This is a genomic window from Gordonia sp. G4, assembly GCF_057770005.1.
This window is the reverse complement of sequence record NZ_CM173442.1, coordinates 686,391-704,727: the sequence shown is the minus strand read 5'-3', so window position 1 is coordinate 704,727 and position 18,337 is coordinate 686,391. Positions and strand designations below refer to the sequence as shown.

The 18,337-nt window shown below is 69.4% G+C and carries 14 protein-coding genes; 7 read left to right on the top strand and 7 right to left on the bottom strand.

Going from position 1 to position 18,337, the window contains the following annotated elements; genetic code table 11:
• Positions 1-19: 19 nt before the first annotated feature.
• Positions 20-985, top strand: coding sequence for a PDR/VanB family oxidoreductase (locus tag AC3B5T_RS02900; RefSeq protein WP_055474457.1), 966 nt, complete (start codon positions 20-22; stop codon positions 983-985).
• Positions 982-2,292: an amidohydrolase family protein gene (locus AC3B5T_RS02895; RefSeq protein WP_156354129.1), complete on the top strand. Its 1,311-nt coding sequence runs from the start codon at positions 982-984 to the stop codon at positions 2,290-2,292. Before AC3B5T_RS02900 ends, AC3B5T_RS02895 begins: the two co-directional genes overlap by 4 nt.
• Positions 2,293-2,512: 220 nt before the next feature.
• Here AC3B5T_RS02895 and AC3B5T_RS02890 read toward each other — a convergent pair whose 3' ends face one another.
• On the bottom strand, positions 2,513-2,989 hold the full coding sequence (locus tag AC3B5T_RS02890; RefSeq protein WP_055474552.1) for a cupin domain-containing protein: 477 nt from the start codon (positions 2,987-2,989) through the stop codon (positions 2,513-2,515).
• Between the two features lie 162 nt (positions 2,990-3,151).
• On the opposite strand from AC3B5T_RS02890, the gene AC3B5T_RS02885 reads away from it, so the two are divergent.
• The gene (locus tag AC3B5T_RS02885) at positions 3,152-4,243 is read left to right on the top strand and encodes an alpha/beta hydrolase (RefSeq protein WP_035718281.1); all 1,092 of its coding nucleotides are present in this window, start codon (positions 3,152-3,154) and stop codon (positions 4,241-4,243) included.
• 37 nt (positions 4,244-4,280) lie between these two features.
• A complete protein-coding gene (locus tag AC3B5T_RS02880) occupies positions 4,281-8,540 on the top strand; it encodes a non-ribosomal peptide synthetase (RefSeq protein WP_488358238.1) in 4,260 nt (1,419 codons plus the stop codon).
• Between the two features lie 91 nt (positions 8,541-8,631).
• Here AC3B5T_RS02880 and katG read toward each other — a convergent pair whose 3' ends face one another.
• The 3 genes from katG to AC3B5T_RS02865 all read right to left on the bottom strand — a co-directional run bounded on the left by katG (position 8,632) and on the right by AC3B5T_RS02865 (position 12,492).
• Positions 8,632-10,857, bottom strand: coding sequence for a catalase/peroxidase HPI (gene katG, locus AC3B5T_RS02875; protein ID WP_055474455.1), 2,226 nt, complete (start codon positions 10,855-10,857; stop codon positions 8,632-8,634).
• A 52-nt stretch (positions 10,858-10,909) separates the two neighbouring features.
• Positions 10,910-11,353: a Fur family transcriptional regulator gene (locus AC3B5T_RS02870; RefSeq protein ID WP_010844737.1), complete on the bottom strand. Its 444-nt coding sequence runs from the start codon at positions 11,351-11,353 to the stop codon at positions 10,910-10,912.
• 122 nt (positions 11,354-11,475) lie between these two features.
• Positions 11,476-12,492, bottom strand: coding sequence for a ferritin-like domain-containing protein (locus AC3B5T_RS02865; protein ID WP_055474454.1), 1,017 nt, complete (start codon positions 12,490-12,492; stop codon positions 11,476-11,478).
• Between the two features lie 294 nt (positions 12,493-12,786).
• Between AC3B5T_RS02865 and AC3B5T_RS02860 the strand changes: the two genes are divergently transcribed.
• Positions 12,787-13,035: a hypothetical protein gene (locus AC3B5T_RS02860; protein WP_231632617.1), complete on the top strand. Its 249-nt coding sequence runs from the start codon at positions 12,787-12,789 to the stop codon at positions 13,033-13,035.
• Entirely contained in the window at positions 13,032-14,303 is a 1,272-nt protein-coding gene (locus AC3B5T_RS02855) for a Mur ligase family protein (RefSeq protein ID WP_231632616.1), read from the top strand. The genes AC3B5T_RS02860 and AC3B5T_RS02855 overlap by 4 nt, the downstream gene beginning before the upstream one ends.
• Positions 14,304-14,314: 11 nt before the next feature.
• On the opposite strand, the gene AC3B5T_RS02850 is transcribed toward AC3B5T_RS02855, so the two are convergent.
• The 3 genes from AC3B5T_RS02850 to AC3B5T_RS02840 form a co-directional block, all read right to left on the bottom strand.
• On the bottom strand, positions 14,315-15,769 hold the full coding sequence (locus tag AC3B5T_RS02850) for a CYTH and CHAD domain-containing protein (RefSeq protein WP_231632615.1): 1,455 nt from the start codon (positions 15,767-15,769) through the stop codon (positions 14,315-14,317).
• Between the two features lie 91 nt (positions 15,770-15,860).
• Positions 15,861-16,757, bottom strand: coding sequence for an MBL fold metallo-hydrolase (locus AC3B5T_RS02845; protein ID WP_055474453.1), 897 nt, complete (start codon positions 16,755-16,757; stop codon positions 15,861-15,863).
• A gap of 31 nt (positions 16,758-16,788) precedes the next feature.
• On the bottom strand, positions 16,789-17,343 hold the full coding sequence (locus AC3B5T_RS02840) for a DUF6328 family protein (protein WP_488358237.1): 555 nt from the start codon (positions 17,341-17,343) through the stop codon (positions 16,789-16,791).
• Between the two features lie 188 nt (positions 17,344-17,531).
• Here AC3B5T_RS02840 and AC3B5T_RS02835 point away from each other — a divergent pair, with 188 nt between their 5' ends.
• On the top strand, positions 17,532-18,308 hold the full coding sequence (locus tag AC3B5T_RS02835) for a DUF427 domain-containing protein (RefSeq protein ID WP_488358236.1): 777 nt from the start codon (positions 17,532-17,534) through the stop codon (positions 18,306-18,308).
• Positions 18,309-18,337 lie beyond the last annotated feature (29 nt).

Below are 18,337 nucleotides of genomic sequence, written 5' to 3'. Positions count from 1 at the left end.
CGTATCGAGGAGATCTCCGATGTCTTTGTCAGCAACCGACATCCAGGACACCGTGCGTGTACGCGTGGTGTCCCGGCGCCGACTCACCAGTCGGGTGGACGAATTCGTCCTCGCGCCGGTGGGGGGCGCGGCGCTCCCGCCGTGGACCGCCGGATCGCACGTCGATCTGCACACGCCCGCCGGGCCGGTGCGGCAGTACTCCCTGTGCTCGTCGCCCGACGACACGAGCACCTACCGAATCGCTGTCGAACGTCGCCTCGACAGCCGCGGCGGGTCGATCTCCGCGCACGACGACATCGAGGTGGGCGCCGAGGTGACGATCGGTCTGCCGCGCAACCACTTCGCGCTGACGCGCGCACTCGGCTACGTGTTCGTGGCCGGTGGTATCGGCATCACTCCGGTCCTCGCCCTCATGGAGCAGGCGCATCGATCCGGCCGGCCGTCGCGGCTCGTCTACGTCGGGCGGTCGCGGGCGGAGATGGCATTCGTCGACGAGATCGAGTCCGGGTACCCAGGGCTGGTCACCGTTCACGAGTCCGGTCGCTCGGGCCGCCTGGATCTCGGTGATGTGCTTGGCGGGTTGCCGCGCGGTACCGCCGTGTACACATGTGGTCCGCCGTCGATGCTGGATGCGGTGGCGCGCGTGTGCGAACCGCAACCGGCGGTGGATTCGTTCGCCGAGACGTTCACCGCGACGACAACGGAATCCGCGGCGAACACCGACTTCGAACTCTCGCTGGCCTTCTCCGGCGTGACCGTGACGGTGCCGCACGACCGCACCATCCTCGACGTCCTGGACGGACGCGGGGTCGTGGCACCCTCGTCGTGTCGCGAGGGAATCTGCGGAACGTGTGAGACGGGGGTGGTCAGCGGCGAGGTGGACCACCGGGACTCGATCCTGTCCCCGGAGGAGCGGTCCGAGAACGAATCCATGATGATCTGCGTGTCTCGTTGCACGAGTGGTCGTCTGGTGCTCGAACTGTGACCACCACCGTGCTCACCGGGGCGGCCGCGGTGATGCGCGACGCCTCGATGGTCACCCGCGACCCGGTCGTCGTCGAGGACGGACGGATCGGGGACGCGGCCGGCGAGCAGGCCCGAGCGGATGAGGTCGTCGACGTCTCGGGGTGCGTCGTCACACCCGGTCTCGTGAATGCCCATCACCATCTGTTGCAGACCGCCTTCCGGTCGCGCCCGGAGAGCCGGTCCGTCCCGATGCCGCAGTGGCTCGGCCTGATGGCGCAACGCTATTCGTCGGTCGGTGTCGATCCCGAGCTCACCGCCGCGGCAGCAGCAGTCGGACTCGCCGAATCACTGCTGTGCGGGGTGACCACGGTGGCCGATCACCATCTGACCTGGCCGCGCGATCAGGACCCGGTCGCAGTGGCCGGCGGGACGATCGGCGCCGCGGCGCGAGTCGGCGCGCGGTTGGCGTTCGTCCGGGGCACCGCCCGTGACGACCCGGATCTCGCTGCCGCGTCGGTCGAGGACATCCACGGCACGTACCTGGGCGCGGCGACCAACGGCACCAGCGCCGACGGCATGCTCCAGCTGGCCGTCGGCCCGTCCGGCGTACATGCCGACGGGCCGGAGACCTTCGCGGCACTCGCCGAGGTCGCGTCGAGCCTGGGTCTACGTCGCCGTACGCAGGCCAACGAGCAGGTCGACGTGCAGATCGCCGCGGAACGATACGGGCGCCGTCCCCTCGCACTGCTCGACGAGTGGGGTTGGCTCGACGACGACGTCACCGTGGCACACCTGTGCGACATCACCGACGACGAAGTGTCCCTCCTCGCGAGATCGGGAGTGTCGGCGACCCATGCTCCGGGATGCGACGTACCGATGGGATGGGGTGTCGCGCGCGTTGCCGCACTCATGTCCGCGGGGGTGCGGGTGGGCCTCGGCACCAGCGGCGGCGGTAGCAACGACGCCGGACACCTGATCGCCGATGCCCGTCTGGCCGTGCAGGTCTCGGGCTTGATCGGCGAACCCGTCACGGCCCGTGCGGTTCTCGCGATGGCCTCCGAGGGTTCGGCCATGGGCCTCGGCCGCAGCGAGCTGGGGCACCTGCGACCCGGCGCCGCCGCCGACCTCTGTGTGTGGGACTGCTCGGACGTCTTCGACGCCGGGGTTCCCGACCCACTCGACGGCCTCCTCTGGGCGGCCCCGGGACGGCGACCCCGCGACGTCATGGTCGGCGGGCGGTGGGTGGTGCGCGACGGCCGACTTCTCACCGCGGAATCCCGAACGCTCGCAATCGAACTCGGCGCCCTGCTCAGCCGGCGGCAGTGACCTGCTCACTGATCCGTGAGGTGCGCGAACCTGCTCCTGAGGTGCGAGCGACGTGGCCCCCTGCTCCCTGAGGTGCGAGCGAAGCGAGCCTCGAAGGGCCTTCGCGAGGCGGGTTGCGAGCCCCTTCGTGGCTCGTCGCTTGCGCTCCTCGCACCTCAGGGAGCGGAGGGGCTTTGCTTGCGCTCCTCGACCTCAGGGAGCGGAGGGGCGTCGCTTGCCGTCAGGGAGTGGCCGTCGCGCACGGCGGCGCCGGCGAGTCCTCGGAGAGCGGCTTGTTCAGTGGCATCAGGTACAGGACGTCGAGGATGACCGGAGTGGTCCCGAGGTTGGTCCCCTCGTGGGTGTTTGCCTTGCCTCCGGGCTCCTGGATGATCTCCCCGGTCCGGTAGACGACGGGTTTGCAGTCGGAGCCCGGGTGAGTGAGCGTGCCCTGGCGGACCAGACCGATGAGCGTGCCGTCGTGGTAGTGCCAGCCGGTGGTGCCACCGGGCGCGATGGTGATCTCGCGGACCTCGACGTGCACGCCGTCGGGTACGAAGGGCAGGAGGTCCGCCGGGATGTCCGCCTTGGCCAGGCTGACCGCCGAGATTCCGGAGGAGGGCGTGGCATTCGCCGTCGCCGACGACATCGCGAGGGGTGTCAGGAGAGCGGCCGCGGCGGCGAGCGTCGCGACGGCGGTGCGCAGGAGAGGTGTCATCGTCCGACCGTACGTGGGCAGGGCGGAGGGCATAACCGATTCGTCCGATTCCGCTGTGGGACAGCTCTGGACGATTGACCAGAACTGTCCGGAGTACGCCGGTGATGTGCATACGATGACGGAGTCGGCTGGATGACCCGGCCCGAACCCAGGGAGCCATGGATGTCTCGCTTGTCCAACGCCGTGATCGCGGGTGGTGCCGCCGTTCTGTGCCTCCTGCTCGGCGTTGGGGGGCTGCTCGTGCCGTCGGCCGGCGCCGCGGGCGCGGACACCCTCGCCGGGGTCGGCTACGCCAAGGCGACCGCGGGTGCGCCGTACCGGGAGACCTGGGTGTCGCCGCGGAACCTGGTGGTGTCGGTGTGGTCGCGGTCCATGCAGACCCAGGTCCCGTCGCTGGTGCAGACGCCTGCGAACCGCAACCAGGCCGCGCCGGTGATGTACCTGCTCAGTGGATCGTCGGGCGGCGAGGACGACGACGACTGGACGCACGCCACCGACGCCAACGCGTTCTATGCCAACAAGAACGTGTGGACCGTCACCCCGATCGGCGGTGCTGCGAGCTACTACGCCGACTGGCGCCGCGTCGACCCCGCCGCGAACTTCCGGTTCGGCGTGAAGACGTCCCGGCCCCTGCGGTGGGAGACCTTTCTGACCTCGGAGTTGCCCGCCGCCTTCGAGAACGCGCACGGGGGACGATCCGGGCCGATGCGCTCGCGCGGCGTCGCGGGTATCTCGATGGCGGGTACCGCGGTGCTCCGGATCGCCGAGAACCACCCGGGGTTCTATCGAGCGGTCGGCTCCTACTCGGGATGCGCCGACACCGCATCACCCACCGGACAGCTGCTGCTGCGCAACGTGGCGTTCGTCCCCGGACTCGCCGACGCCAGCAACATGTACGGTCCGCCCGGCGACCCGCAGTGGGCGGCGCAGGACCCGGTGATCAACGCCTACAAGCTCGCTCGTCGCACCCCCGCCCTGTGGATCAGCGCGGCGACGGGCTTGCCCGGCGCACATGACAACCTGTCGGACCGGCGCGTTGCGGGCAACGTGGGGGAACTCGCCGAACAGGTCGCCGCCGGTGGTTTCGCCGAGGCCACTGCGCGTTCGTGCACGGTGACGATGGCGAATCGCCTCGCCGCACTTCGCATCCCGGCCGTCGTCCGGCTCCCGGCGACCGGCACGCATTCCTGGGGGTACTGGGAGGACCAGATGCATGAGTCGTGGCCGATGTTCGCCCGCGCGCTCGGAGCGTGACACGGCCGACCGGACGACGTCCGGGGGGCGATCCGCGATGACCGTGACGCGCCGCGGCCTGTGGCTCTCGCAACTGCTGCACCCTGAGGTCTCGCACGTCGTCGCATTCGGCCTGACCTTGCGCGGCCGGCTCGACGCCGATCGACTGCACCACGCTGCCGGCGCAGTGCTCGACCACGTCGGCTGGTGCGACGTGCGTCTGCACCCGGAACGCTCACCGGGCGAGGGTCATCCGCAGCCGCTGTGTCCCGCCGGTTCCGGGCTGGACCCGGTGGAGAACGTGGACCTGTCCGCGTGTGTCGACCCGGCGGCCGCGAGCGAGTCGCGTGCGCAGCGTTTCCTCGACGACCCCGCAGGTGCCGACCTCGGACTGCCGCTGTTCCGCAGCGAACTGCACGTTCTCGGTCCCGACTCCCACCGCTGGATCGTGCGCGTTCATCACGTGCTCACCGACGGCGCCGGAGCCCTGCGGGTGATGGCGCACATCGCCGGTGTCTACGCGGGAACCGCGCGGCCCGACGAACTGTTGCTCGCCGACGATCTCGAACTCGAAGCCGATGAGAAGGCATACCGCGACTCGCGACGACGAGTGACCGACGAGGAACACTGGGCGCGAGAACTCGACTGCCTCGAACCGTCCCTGCTGGCCGGGCCCGTCGCGCATCTCACGTCGTCGATCGCGCGGGTCACCGAGACCCTGAGCAGTCCGCGTGTCGCATCGGCGGCGGAGTTCGTCGCGGCCTTCGCAGGTCTGTGCGCCCGGCTCCTCGACACCCCGGACGTGGGGCTGAGTCTTCCGGTGGCCGTCCGAACGTCGGCGGCACGATCACGGGCGGTGCAGCCCGTCTCGAACGTCGTGCCGTTGCGCCTCGACGGAATCGGGGACCGTGACGCCGCGCAGGCGGTCGCCGATGTGTCGTCGGCCCTGATCGACGCACTCCGCCGTCAGCGTTACCCCCGCGAGGACATGCTGCGAAACCGGCAGGGGCTTAATGGTTTCGGTGCAGTGGTCAACCTCCTGCCGGGTTTCGAGTCGCCCGCTGACGACGGCCTGCACTGGGGACTCGAGCTGATGCGGACCGGACCGATCTCCGACGTCGCGGTGACCCTGCACCCCGCGGACCAGGAAGGGCGTCAGGCGGTGACCTGGGAAGCCCCGGCGGCAGTCGTCGACGCCGACGCGCTGGCCACCCTTGCCCGGCGCTTCGACCGCCACCTCACCGCGACCCTGCACGAACTGGACGGCGGCGCCCGGGTTCCCGACGACTCGGTGTTCGTCGACGGGGAATGGGAGCGGTTCCGGTACCGGAGCGGACCGCCGGCGCCGCCGTTCGTGCCGACCGTGAGCCACCTCGAGGACTATCGGTCGTCGAATCCAGAGGCAGTCGCGATCATCGACGGTGAGGTGTCGGTGTCCCGGCGCGAGTTCGCCCTCCGGGTGGATCGGGGGACTCGGCTGCTCATGTCGGCCGGGGTCGGTGCGGGCGACCGCGTGGCGGTGTCGATCGATAGGTCGGTGGCCTCGATCGTCGCGTTCTGGTCGGTGCTGTGCGCGGGCGGCGTGTGGGTGCCCGTCGGCGACCCGTTCGCACCGGAGGCGAGGACGCGGGATCTCGTCGAACGCTCCGGCGCCGAAGTCGGGTTGTGCACGCCGGGCACCGCACGCCCGGGCTCGGTCCGGTGGCTCGACCTCGAGCACGACGACCCCGGCTCACCGATGGCAGGCCGGTCGCGCGGCCTGGAATGCGGGCCCGACGACGCCGCCTACCTGCTGTTCACCTCAGGATCCACGGGCACACCGAAAGGCGTGGTGATGCCGCACCGCGGCATTCCCGCCCTGGTCGCGGAGATCCGACAGACCTATGCGCTCGCACCCGGGTCGCGCATCCTGCACGCGTCGTCCCCGACCTTCGACACCGGCGTCGTGGAGATGCTGTGCGGGGTCGTCTGCGGGGCGACCGTCGTCGTCGCGCCGAACTCGGCGTCCGGTGGTGAGGCCCTCGCCCACCTGATCCGACGACACCGCGTCAGTCACCTCATCGTCACGCCGTCGGTCCTGGACACGCTGCCCGTCGACCTCGCCGACGACCTCGTGCAGGTGATCATCGGCGGTGAAGCCCCCTCGCGGCGCCTGGTCGACACGTGGTCGGGTCGTGTTCGACTGAGGAATGCCTACGGACCCACCGAAACCCGATGCAGCATCAACATCTCCGGACCGTTGGCCCCGGGCAGGGCGATCACCGTGGGTCCGCCGATGGTGGGGGTGAGCGAGGCGGTCCTGGACCGGCTGGGGCGGTCGCAGCCTCCGGGCGCGCTGGGCACACTCCACTGCGCGGGACCGCAGCTGGCCGACGGCTATCTCGACGACCCGGTGTCCACCGCGGAAGCTTTTGTCGCGTGCACGTTCTCGACCGGGGAGACGATGTACCGGACGGGAGACCTGGCGCAGTGGTCCGGCGCGGGTGAGATCAGCCTGCTGGGACGGCGTGACAAGCAGGTCACCCTGCGCGGGCTGCGCATCGAACTCGCCGAGATCGACGCCGCGCTCGGGCGGTGCGCCGGCGTACGGAGCTCCGCGACGATTCTGCGGGAATTACCCTCGGGCCGAACCGCATTGGTGTCGTTCGTCGTGCCGCGTGATTCCGGAACGGACCCCGACACACCCGGTCTACGCCGCGCAGTCGCCCGTGTGCTGCCGTCGTACATGGTCCCGGCCCTCGTCGTGTGCATCGACGCGCTGCCCCCCACCGGCAACGGCAAGCTCGACGTGCGAAAGCTGGCGGAGTACCCGCTCCCCCGCAGCCGGTCCGCGCGGGGACCGGTGGGGTCGCACGAGACCCTGCTGGTGCGGGTCGTGGGGGAGACCCTGGGCACAGATGCGGTGGATCTGTTCGCCGGCTTCCTCGAGCAGGGCGGCGACTCCCTGGCGGTCATGCGGGTCGTCGGCTTGCTCACGGCGGCAGGGCATTCCGAGATCGGCCCCGACGACGTGCTCACCGCGCCCGACCTGGAGACGCTGGCGCAGCGGATGGTCGAGCCGGTGGGCCCGGACGTCGACACACGTCGACCGGTCGCGCTCGACGAGGACCGTCCTCTCACGTCCGCGGAACGGACGGTCGAACGCGCGCCGGGACATCCGCACGGGCAGCTGATCCGCCTCGGCTGGGTTCCACCCGAGGCCGGGCGGCCCACTGCCGTCGAACTGCGAGAGTTGCTCCGGACGTTGGCCGATCGGCACCCCGCCCTGCGATCGATCTATCCGGACACCCCCGCCGGGCCGGTGCAGCGGGCGATGGCGGGCGGCGCCGACGCGGCCGTCGATGCCGCCGTGCAGATCGTTCCACTCGCCGAAGCCGGCCCGGACCCAGGGCGGGACGACCTGCGTGCGCTCGCCGAACAGATGTCGGCGTCGCTGGATGTGCGGGTGGCTCCACCGTTCTGCATGCGGATTCTGGCGGATGCCGACGGCGGTGTGACGGCTGCGGTCGCGGTGTTCCATCACATTGCCGTGGACGGGCACTCGCTCGGAGTGCTCGCCACCGAGGCCGACCTCATCGCTCGCGGAGTGAACATGCCCGCTGCGCAGTCGATCTCGTCGCCGACACGGACCGCCGACGACGCGGTCGACGGGCGGTGGTGGAAGGAACTGCTGGGTGCGCCGGCCGACCGGACCTTCACCCTGGACGGTCTGGACCCCGTCTCGTGCGAACAGTCCGCGGCCCTACGCCGTCGGGCTCTCGTCGACGCCGACACCTACGCGCAGTTCCGCACTGGTGCGTCCGAGCGCGGTATGACCCCGTTCGAGGCGTTCGGGTGCGCGGTGTCCGTGGCGCTGGCACGGCTCACCGGGCAACACCGGGTGATGGCCGCCACCGCGGCGTCGAAACGGCCGGCGGGTGCCGACGGCATCGTGGGCGATTTCGTCATATCCGCGATGACGCCGCTCGACGCCCGAGAGGATGTGCGCGACTCGGTGGAACGCACCCGCCGGTGTATCGCCGCGGCGACCGCGCCGATGGAAGACGTGCTGGACGTACTGGGAAAGCCGGTCGTCGACGGGCGGCTCTTCCCGGTTCCGGTCCTGCTCGGCTGGACCCCGACGATCACCCCGCCCCGTTCGGGCGGTGACCTGTACGTGTTCCCGCCGCGGACCTCGCGGTGGATGCTGCAGATCGAGGGCTCGCCGACCGCGCGAGGGGAGCTGCAGGTCATGGTGACCGGCGCGGCCGCCGCACTCGATGGGTCCCGGGTCGAGCAGGTGCTCGCCGAGGTCGTCGCCTGCGTTCGCCGGGCGTGACGCGAGCGAGCCCGCGCGCACGGGTCACTGAACGCAGAACACCCCGCGGACAACTCGCCCGCGGGGTGTTCTGGGTTGCGACGGTGAGAGATCAGGCCAGATCGAACCGATCGTTGTGCGAGACCTTCACCCAGGCCTTGACGAAGTCGTCGACGAACCGCTCCGCCGAGTCGTCCTGGGCGTAGACCTCGGACAGTGCTCGGAGCTGCGAGTGTGATCCGAACACGAGATCGGCCGCGGTCGCGGTCCACTTCTTCTCGCCGGTGGCGCGATCGGTTCCCTCGTAGACGTTTTCGTCGGAGCCGGTCTTCCACTCGATGTTCATGTCGACGATGGTGCGGAAGAAGTCCGTCGACAGAACCCCGGGTCGGTCGGTGAACACACCGTGCTTGGCGCCACCGTAGTTGGTATCGAGCACCCGGAGGCCGCCGATCAGGACGGTCAGCTCCGGCGCGGTGAGATCCAGCATGTACGCGCGGTCGAGCAACAGCGACTCCAGCGGTGTCTTCTCGCCACCCTTGCTGTAGTTGCGGAAGCCGTCGGCCCGGGGCTCGAGGACCTCGAACGAGTCGACGTCGGTGCTCTCCTGCGACGCGTCGGTGCGGCCGGGGGTGAAGGGCACGGTGACCGGGAATCCGGCTGCCTCGGCGGCCTTTTCGACCGCGGCCGCGCCGCCGAGGACGATGATGTCGGCGAGCGACACCTTCTTGCCTCCCGACGCCGAGTCGTTGAAGTCCTTCTGGACCTGCTCGAGGACCGGCAACACCTTGGCCAGTTCGCCGGGTTCGTTGATCTCCCAGTTCTTCTGCGGCTCCAGGCGGATGCGTGCGCCGTTGGCGCCGCCGCGCTTGTCGGTGCTGCGGAAGCTGGCGGCCGACGCCCACGCGGTCTTGAGGAGCTGCGTCGGCGAGAGCACCTCGAGCAGCTTTCCCTTCAGGGAGGCGATGTCGTCGGCGTCGATCAGCGGGTGGTCCACCTCCGGAACCGGGTCCTGCCAGATCTGCGGCTCGGGAACCCACGGGCCGAGGTATCGGCTGACGGGACCCATGTCGCGGTGTAGGAGCTTGTACCAGGCCTTGGCGAACGCCTCGGCGAGTTCCTCGGGATGGTCGAGCCAGCGACGGGTGATGTCGGCGTAGATCGGCGACTCACGCAGTGCGACATCGGTGACCAGCATCGTCGGGGCGCGCCCGGGACCGCCGAACGGATCGGGGATGGTGCCCGCTCCCGCACCGTCCTTGGCGACGTACTGCCACGCACCCGCGGGACTCTTGGTGAGTTCCCATTCGTAACCGTAGAGGTTCTGGAGGAACCCGTTGCCCCACTGGGTGGGGGTGGACGTCCAGACGACCTCGAGGCCGCTGGTGATGGTGTCCTCGGCCTTGCCCTTGCCGAAGGACGACTTCCAGCCCAGGCCCTGCTGCTCGATCGGAGCGCCCTCGGGCTCGGGGCCGACCAGATCGCCGTTGCCCGCGCCGTGGGTCTTGCCGAAGCTGTGACCGCCGATGATGAGCGCCGCGGTCTCCTCGTCGTTCATGGCCATCCGGCTGAAGGTCTCGCGGATGTCCTCGGCGGCGGCCAGCGGATCCGGCTTGCCCTCGGGTCCCTCGGGATTCACGTAGATGAGGCCCATGGTCGTCGCGCCGAGCGGCTTGGCCAGTTCGCGCTCACCGGAGTAGCGCTTGTCGGTGCCCAGCCACGCATCCTCCGGACCCCAGAACACCTCCTCGGGCTCCCAGATGTCCTCACGGCCGAAGCCGAAGCCGAAGGTCTTGAAGCCCATGGACTCCAGGGCGACATTGCCCGCGTACACCAGCAGGTCGGCCCAGGACAGTTTGGTGCCGTACTTCTGCTTGATGGGCCAGAGCAGGCGACGCGCCTTGTCCAGGTTGGCGTTGTCCGGCCAGCTGTTCAGCGGGGCGAATCGCTGTGCACCCTGACCACCGCCGCCGCGGCCGTCGTAGATGCGGTAGGTGCCGGCGGCGTGCCAGCTCATGCGGATGAAGAGGCCGCCGTAGTGACCGTAGTCGGCGGGCCACCAGTCCTGCGACGTGGTCATCAGCGAGATGAGGTCTGCCTTCAGTGCCTCGACATCGAGCTTGGCGAATTCCGTTGCGTAATCGAAGTCTTCGCCGAGCGGGTTGGAGAGCGAGGAATGCGCGTGCAGGATCGAGAGGTCGATCTGCTCGGGCCACCAGTCCTTGTTGGTCAGCGGCGCATGCGCTTTGGGCTCCGGCGACGAGATGACCGGGTTCTCGCTCTCGCTGTTGCTTCGCGTCTTGTCGTCGGGATTGGGTGGACGGCTGTCGGAGGTCACGACATTCCTTTCGAGGGGGAACAACTGACGGGCTGTGATCACACGGGTGTGATCAGGTCGGGGCTGTACTGAGGCACTCGGGGCATCGTCCCCAGAAGATGACCTCGGCCTCGTCGAGGACGAACCCGTGGTCATCGGATGGGGTCAGGCATGGGGCTTCCCCGATTGCGCAATCCACGTCGGCAATTGCGCCACAGGCGCGGCAGACGACGTGATGGTGATTGTCTCCGGTGCGAAACTCGTAGCGCGACAACGAACCCGACGGCTGGATCCGGCGGATGAGACCGCGCTCGGTCAGGGCGTGCAGCACATCGTAGACGGCCTGACGTGAGACCTTGGGGAGGGTTTCGCGTACCGCGTGGTAGATCGTGTCCGTGTCGGCGTGTGGGTGATCGTCGACGGCGTGCATCACCGTCACCCGCGGCTGGGTGACACGAAGATCTGCGGCCCGGAGTTGCTGGGCGTAGTCCGATGTGGATGCCACGCCATTCACCATAGGGGCGTCGACGCGGTCTCGCACGGTTTTTCTGGATCTGATCCAAACTTCTTTTTCAGTCCAGACACGACGACGGCCGCCATCAGGTGGATGGCGGCCGTCGGGTCGGTCGGTCCGGCAGATCAGCTGTCGATGCCGACCAGGTCCTTCGCGAGTTCGGCGAATCGGATCTCGATCGCCGACACCACGCGCTGGCGGTTCTTGTGCGCCTCTTCGTAGGCGAGGGTGACGCGCAGGTCGGCAGGCTTGGTCAGCTCCTTGACCGCGGCCACGGCGTCGGTGACGTTCAGGCCGACATAGCCCTCGATCGGGAGATCTTCGGCCTCAACGGTTCCGGTGATCTCGCGCAACTGGTGGAGCGCGTCGGCGGCACCCTTGGCACCGTTGTCGCGAGCGCTTTCCTCGACGGCTTCGAGTGCCGCGTCACGACCGGCGGCGACTGTCTTGGACACGGCTGCGCCGGCGTTGCCGACCGCGTCACCCGCTCGCGACGCGGTCTCGGTCGCGTCGTCGACCGCACGTCCGAAGCGGCTGCGGATCGAGTCCACGGGATCGGGCAACTGGCGGGCGAACTCGGCGGTGCGGTCGATGGCCCACGATGCTCCGAGTGCCGGTGCGGTGAGGGCGCGTGCCGCCAGCCCGCTGGCCCACTGCGAGGGTCCGCGACGCAGCGCGGCCGGGCCGCCGAGCGCCTCCTCGGCGAGAACCGTGGTGAGCCAGTGAACTGTGGCCGTGTGCGCATCGATGAGCTGATCGGCCAGGTTGACGAGCGCCTGGTCTTTCTGACCGGTGGCCAGCGCCTTGAGGTAGGTGGCGCGTGCGACGAGTCGCTGCTCGAGGGCGAGGTCGTCGAGCAGGGCCTCGTCGAGCGGCTGGGTCTGTTCGGCCAGCGTCTTGGCGACGGCTCCGAAGCGGCCCAGCACGGGACGGACCACGTCGACGAGACCGCCGCGGTCACGCAGCGCCGTCTCGATGGTGAGCGCGCGCTCGCGCGCATGTTCGGCGTTCTCGGCGAGTTCCTTGCGGATCGCGTCGGTGCGGGCCTGGGCCTGCCGGGTCTCGGCGATCTGGATCTCGGTGTGCGTCAGCGCGAGGATCGCGCGAAGTTGCTGGTGGACGGTCGTGGTGGAGACGGTCATCGGTTCTTGCTCCCCTCTGGTGCGGTTCGTGATCGGGCTACAACCCGAGTGTTGCCACGACGAGGGCATATGTAACACCCCACTCGAAATCGGTTGCGGCTCGCGAGTCAAAGGTCAAGTGCCGCAACGCTTGCTATGCAATGTGATGCGGGTCACACTTACTCGCGGGTTGACGAACCGTGTCCGATTACGGGGATTTGCACGTAATCGGCAGGCTGACCGACCGGATGCGCGCCCGGGTCGGCGCCATACGTCGAGGTTTGGTGGTGTCCGCACCACGGGTACCACGGCGCGATGAGCCCGGAGCGGAGTGTTCGCAGCGCGGACCTCGACCTGGGTGGACAGGTCACCGTCGCGCGTATCGCCGACCATCTCGGGGTGCCGGTCGTCGGCGCCGCCGACGCCGGTTCGGCGGTGGTCCGCGACGTCGAGGACGATTCCCGGACGATTCGTCGCGGGGACGCCTACCTGGCGATTCCGGGCAGCCGGTGGCACGGACTCGACTTCGAGCGGGAGGTGGCGGCGGCCGGACCGTACTGGTGATCAGCGATCGCCCGTCGTCCCTCCTGCCCACGCTGGTCGTCGACGATCCGCGACGGGTCATGGGACCGCTGGCGTCGTGGTTCCACGGGGAGCCGTCGCGAGACCTGCGTGTCTTCGGCGTCACCGGCACGAACGGCAAGACCAGTACCACCCACTTCGTCGATGCCGCCCTCGCCGCGGCGGGCGAGGCCGGCGGGCTCATCTCCGGCGCGCGTATCCGGGGACCCGGATGCGACACCGTCCCGGTGCGCACGACGCCGGAGGCGCCGATGCTGCAACGGACACTGGCGACGTTCCGGCGCCACGGCGTCACCTGCTGCGCCATGGAGGTCTCTTCGCACGCGATCGATCAGGGGCGGGTCGACGGCACCGTGTTCCGGGTGATGGCGTTCACCAACCTCTCCGACGACCACCTGGACTACCACGAATCGATGGCGGACTATTTCGCCACCAAGGCGGCGATGTTCACCGCGGAGCGGACGCAGATCGCCGTGATCGACATCGACGACGACTGGGGTGCGCGACTGGCCGGCGACACGACGACCGAGACCTGGACCTGTTCGACCACCCGCAAGGACGCCGATGTCGTCGCCACCGGGATTCGGACCGGTCGCCTCGGGACCGAGTTCACCGTGCACACGCCGCACGGGCGAACCCGGATCGGGCTCCAGGTGCTGGGTCCTCATCAGGTCGGCAATGCCCTGGTCGCGCTCACCTCCGTGGTGGCCGACGGCGTCGACCTCGCCGCGGCGGCCGAGGGGATCTCCTCGGTGACCGGGATCCCGGGCCGATGCGAACCCGTGCACGCCGGGCAGCCCTATCGGGCGATCGTGGATTACATGCACAACACCGCGGGACAGCACGCGATGCTCCCGTACCTGAGGTCGCTGACGCAGGGCGGGCGACTGATCGTGGTCATCGGCGCGACCGGCGGGCGTGACCCGGGAAAACGGGAACCCCTGGGAGAGGTCGCAGCACAGCACGCCGACGTCGTGATCGTCACCGACGAGAGTCCCGAGGACGAGGTCCCGGCCGCGATCCGGGCCGCTGTCCTCCGGGGCGCGCGTCGCGCGGCATCCGCGGTGGTCATCGAGGAGGCGGACCGGCAGACGGCATTCTCGCTCGCCACCGCCATGGCCGGTGACCGCGACGTGGTCGTGGTCACCGGCCGGGGGAGCGACACCTTCCGGCGGTATGGACCGGACACGACGTTCTTCGACGACCACACCGAGCTGCGGCGTGCGATCCTCGAGACGCCGCGCGGGTGACGCGGCAGGCGTCAGTTCGTCCCGGACAGCACGGCGTCACGGGCGGCCGCGGCGGCGGCGAGTTCGCGCTGGTACAGGATTCCGTAGGTGAATCCGTTTTCTCCCTTGCGAGTTCCGGCTCCGGCCCCCAGCTCGCGTAGCGTGCGGGCCGCCACGGCGGCGTCTTGGTGTTCGCCCAGTACGGTCTGGATTCGCTTGTACCGCTTGGCCTGGCCCCGCCCGGTCGACCGGGCGACGACCGGCGCGGCCAGCTCACCGGCGTACCGGGCCCGTTTCGCCGCCTTGCGCGCCCGGTGGAGATCCTCCTCGTGGCCGGTCGCAAGCGCGTGCGCGAGGCGCTTGTCGGCCTTGCGCGCGGCCCGGGTGGCGATGCGCCGCAACTCTTTCTTCGTGATCTGGTCGTCGGCGAGCGGGATCGAGTCGTTCCAGGTCGCGAGTGTCGACAACAGCACGAGGTACCGGTCCGACCGCATCTCGTCGGTGACGCTCTGCCGATGGTGGTGCTGCTGCGCGGAGAGCTCTTCCTCGATCCGCGCCGCGACCGGTCCGAGAACCAGCTCGTCGGGGAGTTCTGCCACCGCGGAGGCGAATCGCGCACGTAGGACCTCACGGTCACGCACCTCGCCGAGTACACCGGCGAACCATCGGAGTTCGTCGTCGAGACCCGCGAGACCGTCCGGTTCGAAGAGCGGAGCGGCCGTCCGGAGGGTGCTGCGCAGCCGTCGGATGGCCACTCGAACGGCGTGCACCGGGTTCGCGCCCCGACGCAGGGCGACATCACCGGCGAAGATCGTCGAGATCTGCTCCCGGACGTAGTCCGCCACGGCGACGGCGGCCGGCGAGACCGACACGGCACGGCGGGGCGCTTCGTGCCCGACCGCGCGTTCGAACGTCGACGATGCCGACGCCGGACGGGCGCCCGCCCCGACCATCCGTTTGCGCACGCTCTTCGGGATGGTCGTCGAGCCGGACCCCGCTCGCACCCCGACCTCGCGCCACGACGTGGCGGTGGCGACCGGGCCGGTGGCGGTGGCCGAGACGGTGTCGTCGACCACGTCGTAGGCGACCTCGCCGTTCGCGTCGAGGTGCCGGTGGCGGGTTCGGTGCGTGTGGACGATCGCCGCGACGCGTAACGGCTTTCCGCCGCTCAGACCCCACAGGGCATCGGCGATCGCCGACGGCACGGCGGTGGAGGGTGCGTCGATCTGCTCGGTGATGTCCTCGCCGGCGGACGGGGTCGTGACCCGCCAGCCGGCGTGCTGATCCTCATCCCCGCCGTCGGAGTCCCCGCCGTCGGAGTGGACGACGATGGTGCCGTGGGCGAGCAGGTCCCGGTCCTCGGTGTCGTAGTAGGTGTCGCTGAAATCGATCGACGAGATCTCGACGTCGCCGGAGTCGCCGAGGTCGGGGATCGCGCTGTCCAGACCGAAGTCCCAGCTGTTCTCGCGCGTCGTGTCGGTGCCCATTCCTCGCTCCTCACTCTCGCTGATGTCGATGAACCTGCAGAGGGTGTCCGATCCGGACATCCGGTAAACCTCCCCGGCCGGCGCGATCACGTCACGCGCGGTGGTAGACGCCGTCACCGGAGCGGGCAACCTGCCCGTGGCGCAGGAGCCGCTCGAGATGGAGTTCGGCGGTGCGCTTCTCCACCGCGTCGACGAAGGGCAGCTGCACATGCGGGCGGTAGACGAGCCGTTCGACGACGATCTCGTCGACGGTGCGCGGCCGCTGCAGCAGTTCCAGCAGCCGCTCGTCGCGCCGGTGGATGACGCCCTCGTAGTCCGCGAGGCGCGAGCGGAAGTCGTCGGCGCCGGTGACCACTCCCTTCTGATGGAAGGTGCCGTACCAGCGGGCGTCGATCTCCCGCACCCGCGCGATCGACGCCAGGTAATCGTCGACGCTGCTCCCCAGGTCGCCGTACATCGGTCCGAACGAGGTGAGGTCGATGTCGGCGAGGTAGAGGAAGCCGGTCGGCTCGACCAGCACACCGGAATGTCCCGCGGTGTGACCGGGCAGGTGCACGACCGTTGCCGTGACGTCGCCGAGTTCGAAGACGTGCCCGTCGTCGACCCCGGCGGCGTCGGGAAAGCCGGGCGTCAGGTCGAAGGTGTCGCCGATCTGGGCGTCGAGGCCGGCTCGCTGTTCGTCGGTCAAACCGTAGTTGTCGAGGAGGACCTGGAGGGATCGCACGCCGTCGACATCGGCGTGGTGGGCGAACTTGTCCGCGGCGAAGTGCCGGAGGCCGGCGATGTGGTCCTCGTGGGCGTGACTGATCATCACCGCGTCGGGGTGCACGGGATCGTGGTCGACCTCGAGGGAGGGATCGATCACCATGGTCGCAGCGGAGCCGCGGACGACGACGGTGTTGCCGTAGGGAAACGCGCCGCCGTGTGACGACGCGAGCACGGTCACCTCGTCGTAGCGGTTCTCGATGAAACTCGGTGCGAGGGTCACTTCGTCTGGGTACCCCGGCGGGTGAACGCTGTCAACGCCGCGGGTCGTCGGCGGACTCCTGCGGCGAGCCGGTCGTCGCGCGCAGCCACAGCGGGACGATCAGCCAGGCGAGGGAGAACACGACGAGCGTGACGACTCCGGCGATCGCCGACGGGACCGGCCCGGCGGTCGCGCCGAAGACGACCGTGACCGCACCGGACAACGCCAGTCCCAGCAGTGTCAGACCGGCGAACGACAGGTAGTGCGCATAGGAGACGATCAGCGCGAGCTGGTGCTGACGGAACAGCGCCCGGTGCAGGGCCACCGGCGCGGCGAGCAGGATCGCCGCACCGACGGCGCACGACACGGTGATCAGGTAGATGGTCCGCAGCACCCCGCCGAGTTCCTCGAACCCGTCGTGAAACGGCAGGGTGAGCAGGAACCCGGTCAGGATCTGCACGCCCGTCTGCACGACGCGGAGCTCCTGCAGGAGCGAGTTCCAGTTGCGGTCCAGCCGTTGGGTTTCCGTTTCGTCGCGCTGGGAGCGGTTCCACTCGGCGTCGTCGGGGCCGGAGCCGGTGTAGTCGGTGTCCGTGGGCCTGGTCACCTGCCCATCGTCGCACCGTTGGGTCTCGTCGGGCCTGCCGCCGAGTCTCGAAGCGGTCACTCTGGACGCCGAGCCCCCTGCTCGGGGTGGGTCGCTTCGCTCGTGCCTCAGGGAATGGAGATGGGTCGCTCCGCTCGGGGGACTGACCGACCCTGGCGTACCTCGCGTGATCGGAGGACCATCGGACCATGGCCACGTCGATGGACGAACTCACGATGTCCCAGCTCGGTTCGCTGCGCTGGGCGGACATGCGCCGGCGGGTGCGCGCTATGGTCGACGGGCAGGTCGTCGTCGACTCGGCGACGGCCCTCCAGGTCTGGGAGCCACATCGAGTGGTCGGGTGCTACGCCGTACCCGCTTCCGATGTTGTTGCGCGACTCGACAATCCACAGCAGACCGACGCTACCGCCGAGCATGCGTCGATCCTGACGCCCGACGATCCGTTCGCGCTCCACACCACGACCGGCACGGTCTACGACCTCCAGGCCGGCGGACGGACACTGCGCGGCGCCGGGTTTCGGCCGCAGGACCCGGACCTCGCCGATCACGTCCTGCTGGACTGGTCGGCTTTCGACGAGTGGCGGGAGGAGGACCAGACGGCGATCGGTCATCCACACGATCCGTTCCAGCGCATCGACTGTCTCGACACCAGCCGGCATGTTGTGGTGACGGTGGGCGACACGGTCCTGGCGGACAGTCGACGCCCGACGCTGTTACTCGAAACCCATCTGCCGCCCCGTCATTACCTTCCGCGCGAGGATGTCCGGATGGACCTGCTCGTCCCGTCGGACACCGTCACGGTGTGCGCGTACAAGGGTGAGGCGAGCTACTTCTCGGCGATCGTCGGCGACGACGTCGTGCCCGACGTGGCGTGGACCTACACCGATCCGCTGATCGACGCCGAGCCAGTGCGGGACCTCATCTGCTTCTACGACGAGCGGGTGGAACTGACCGTCGAGAACTGAAACCGTTCTGCTGTCCGGGGTTTCCCGAG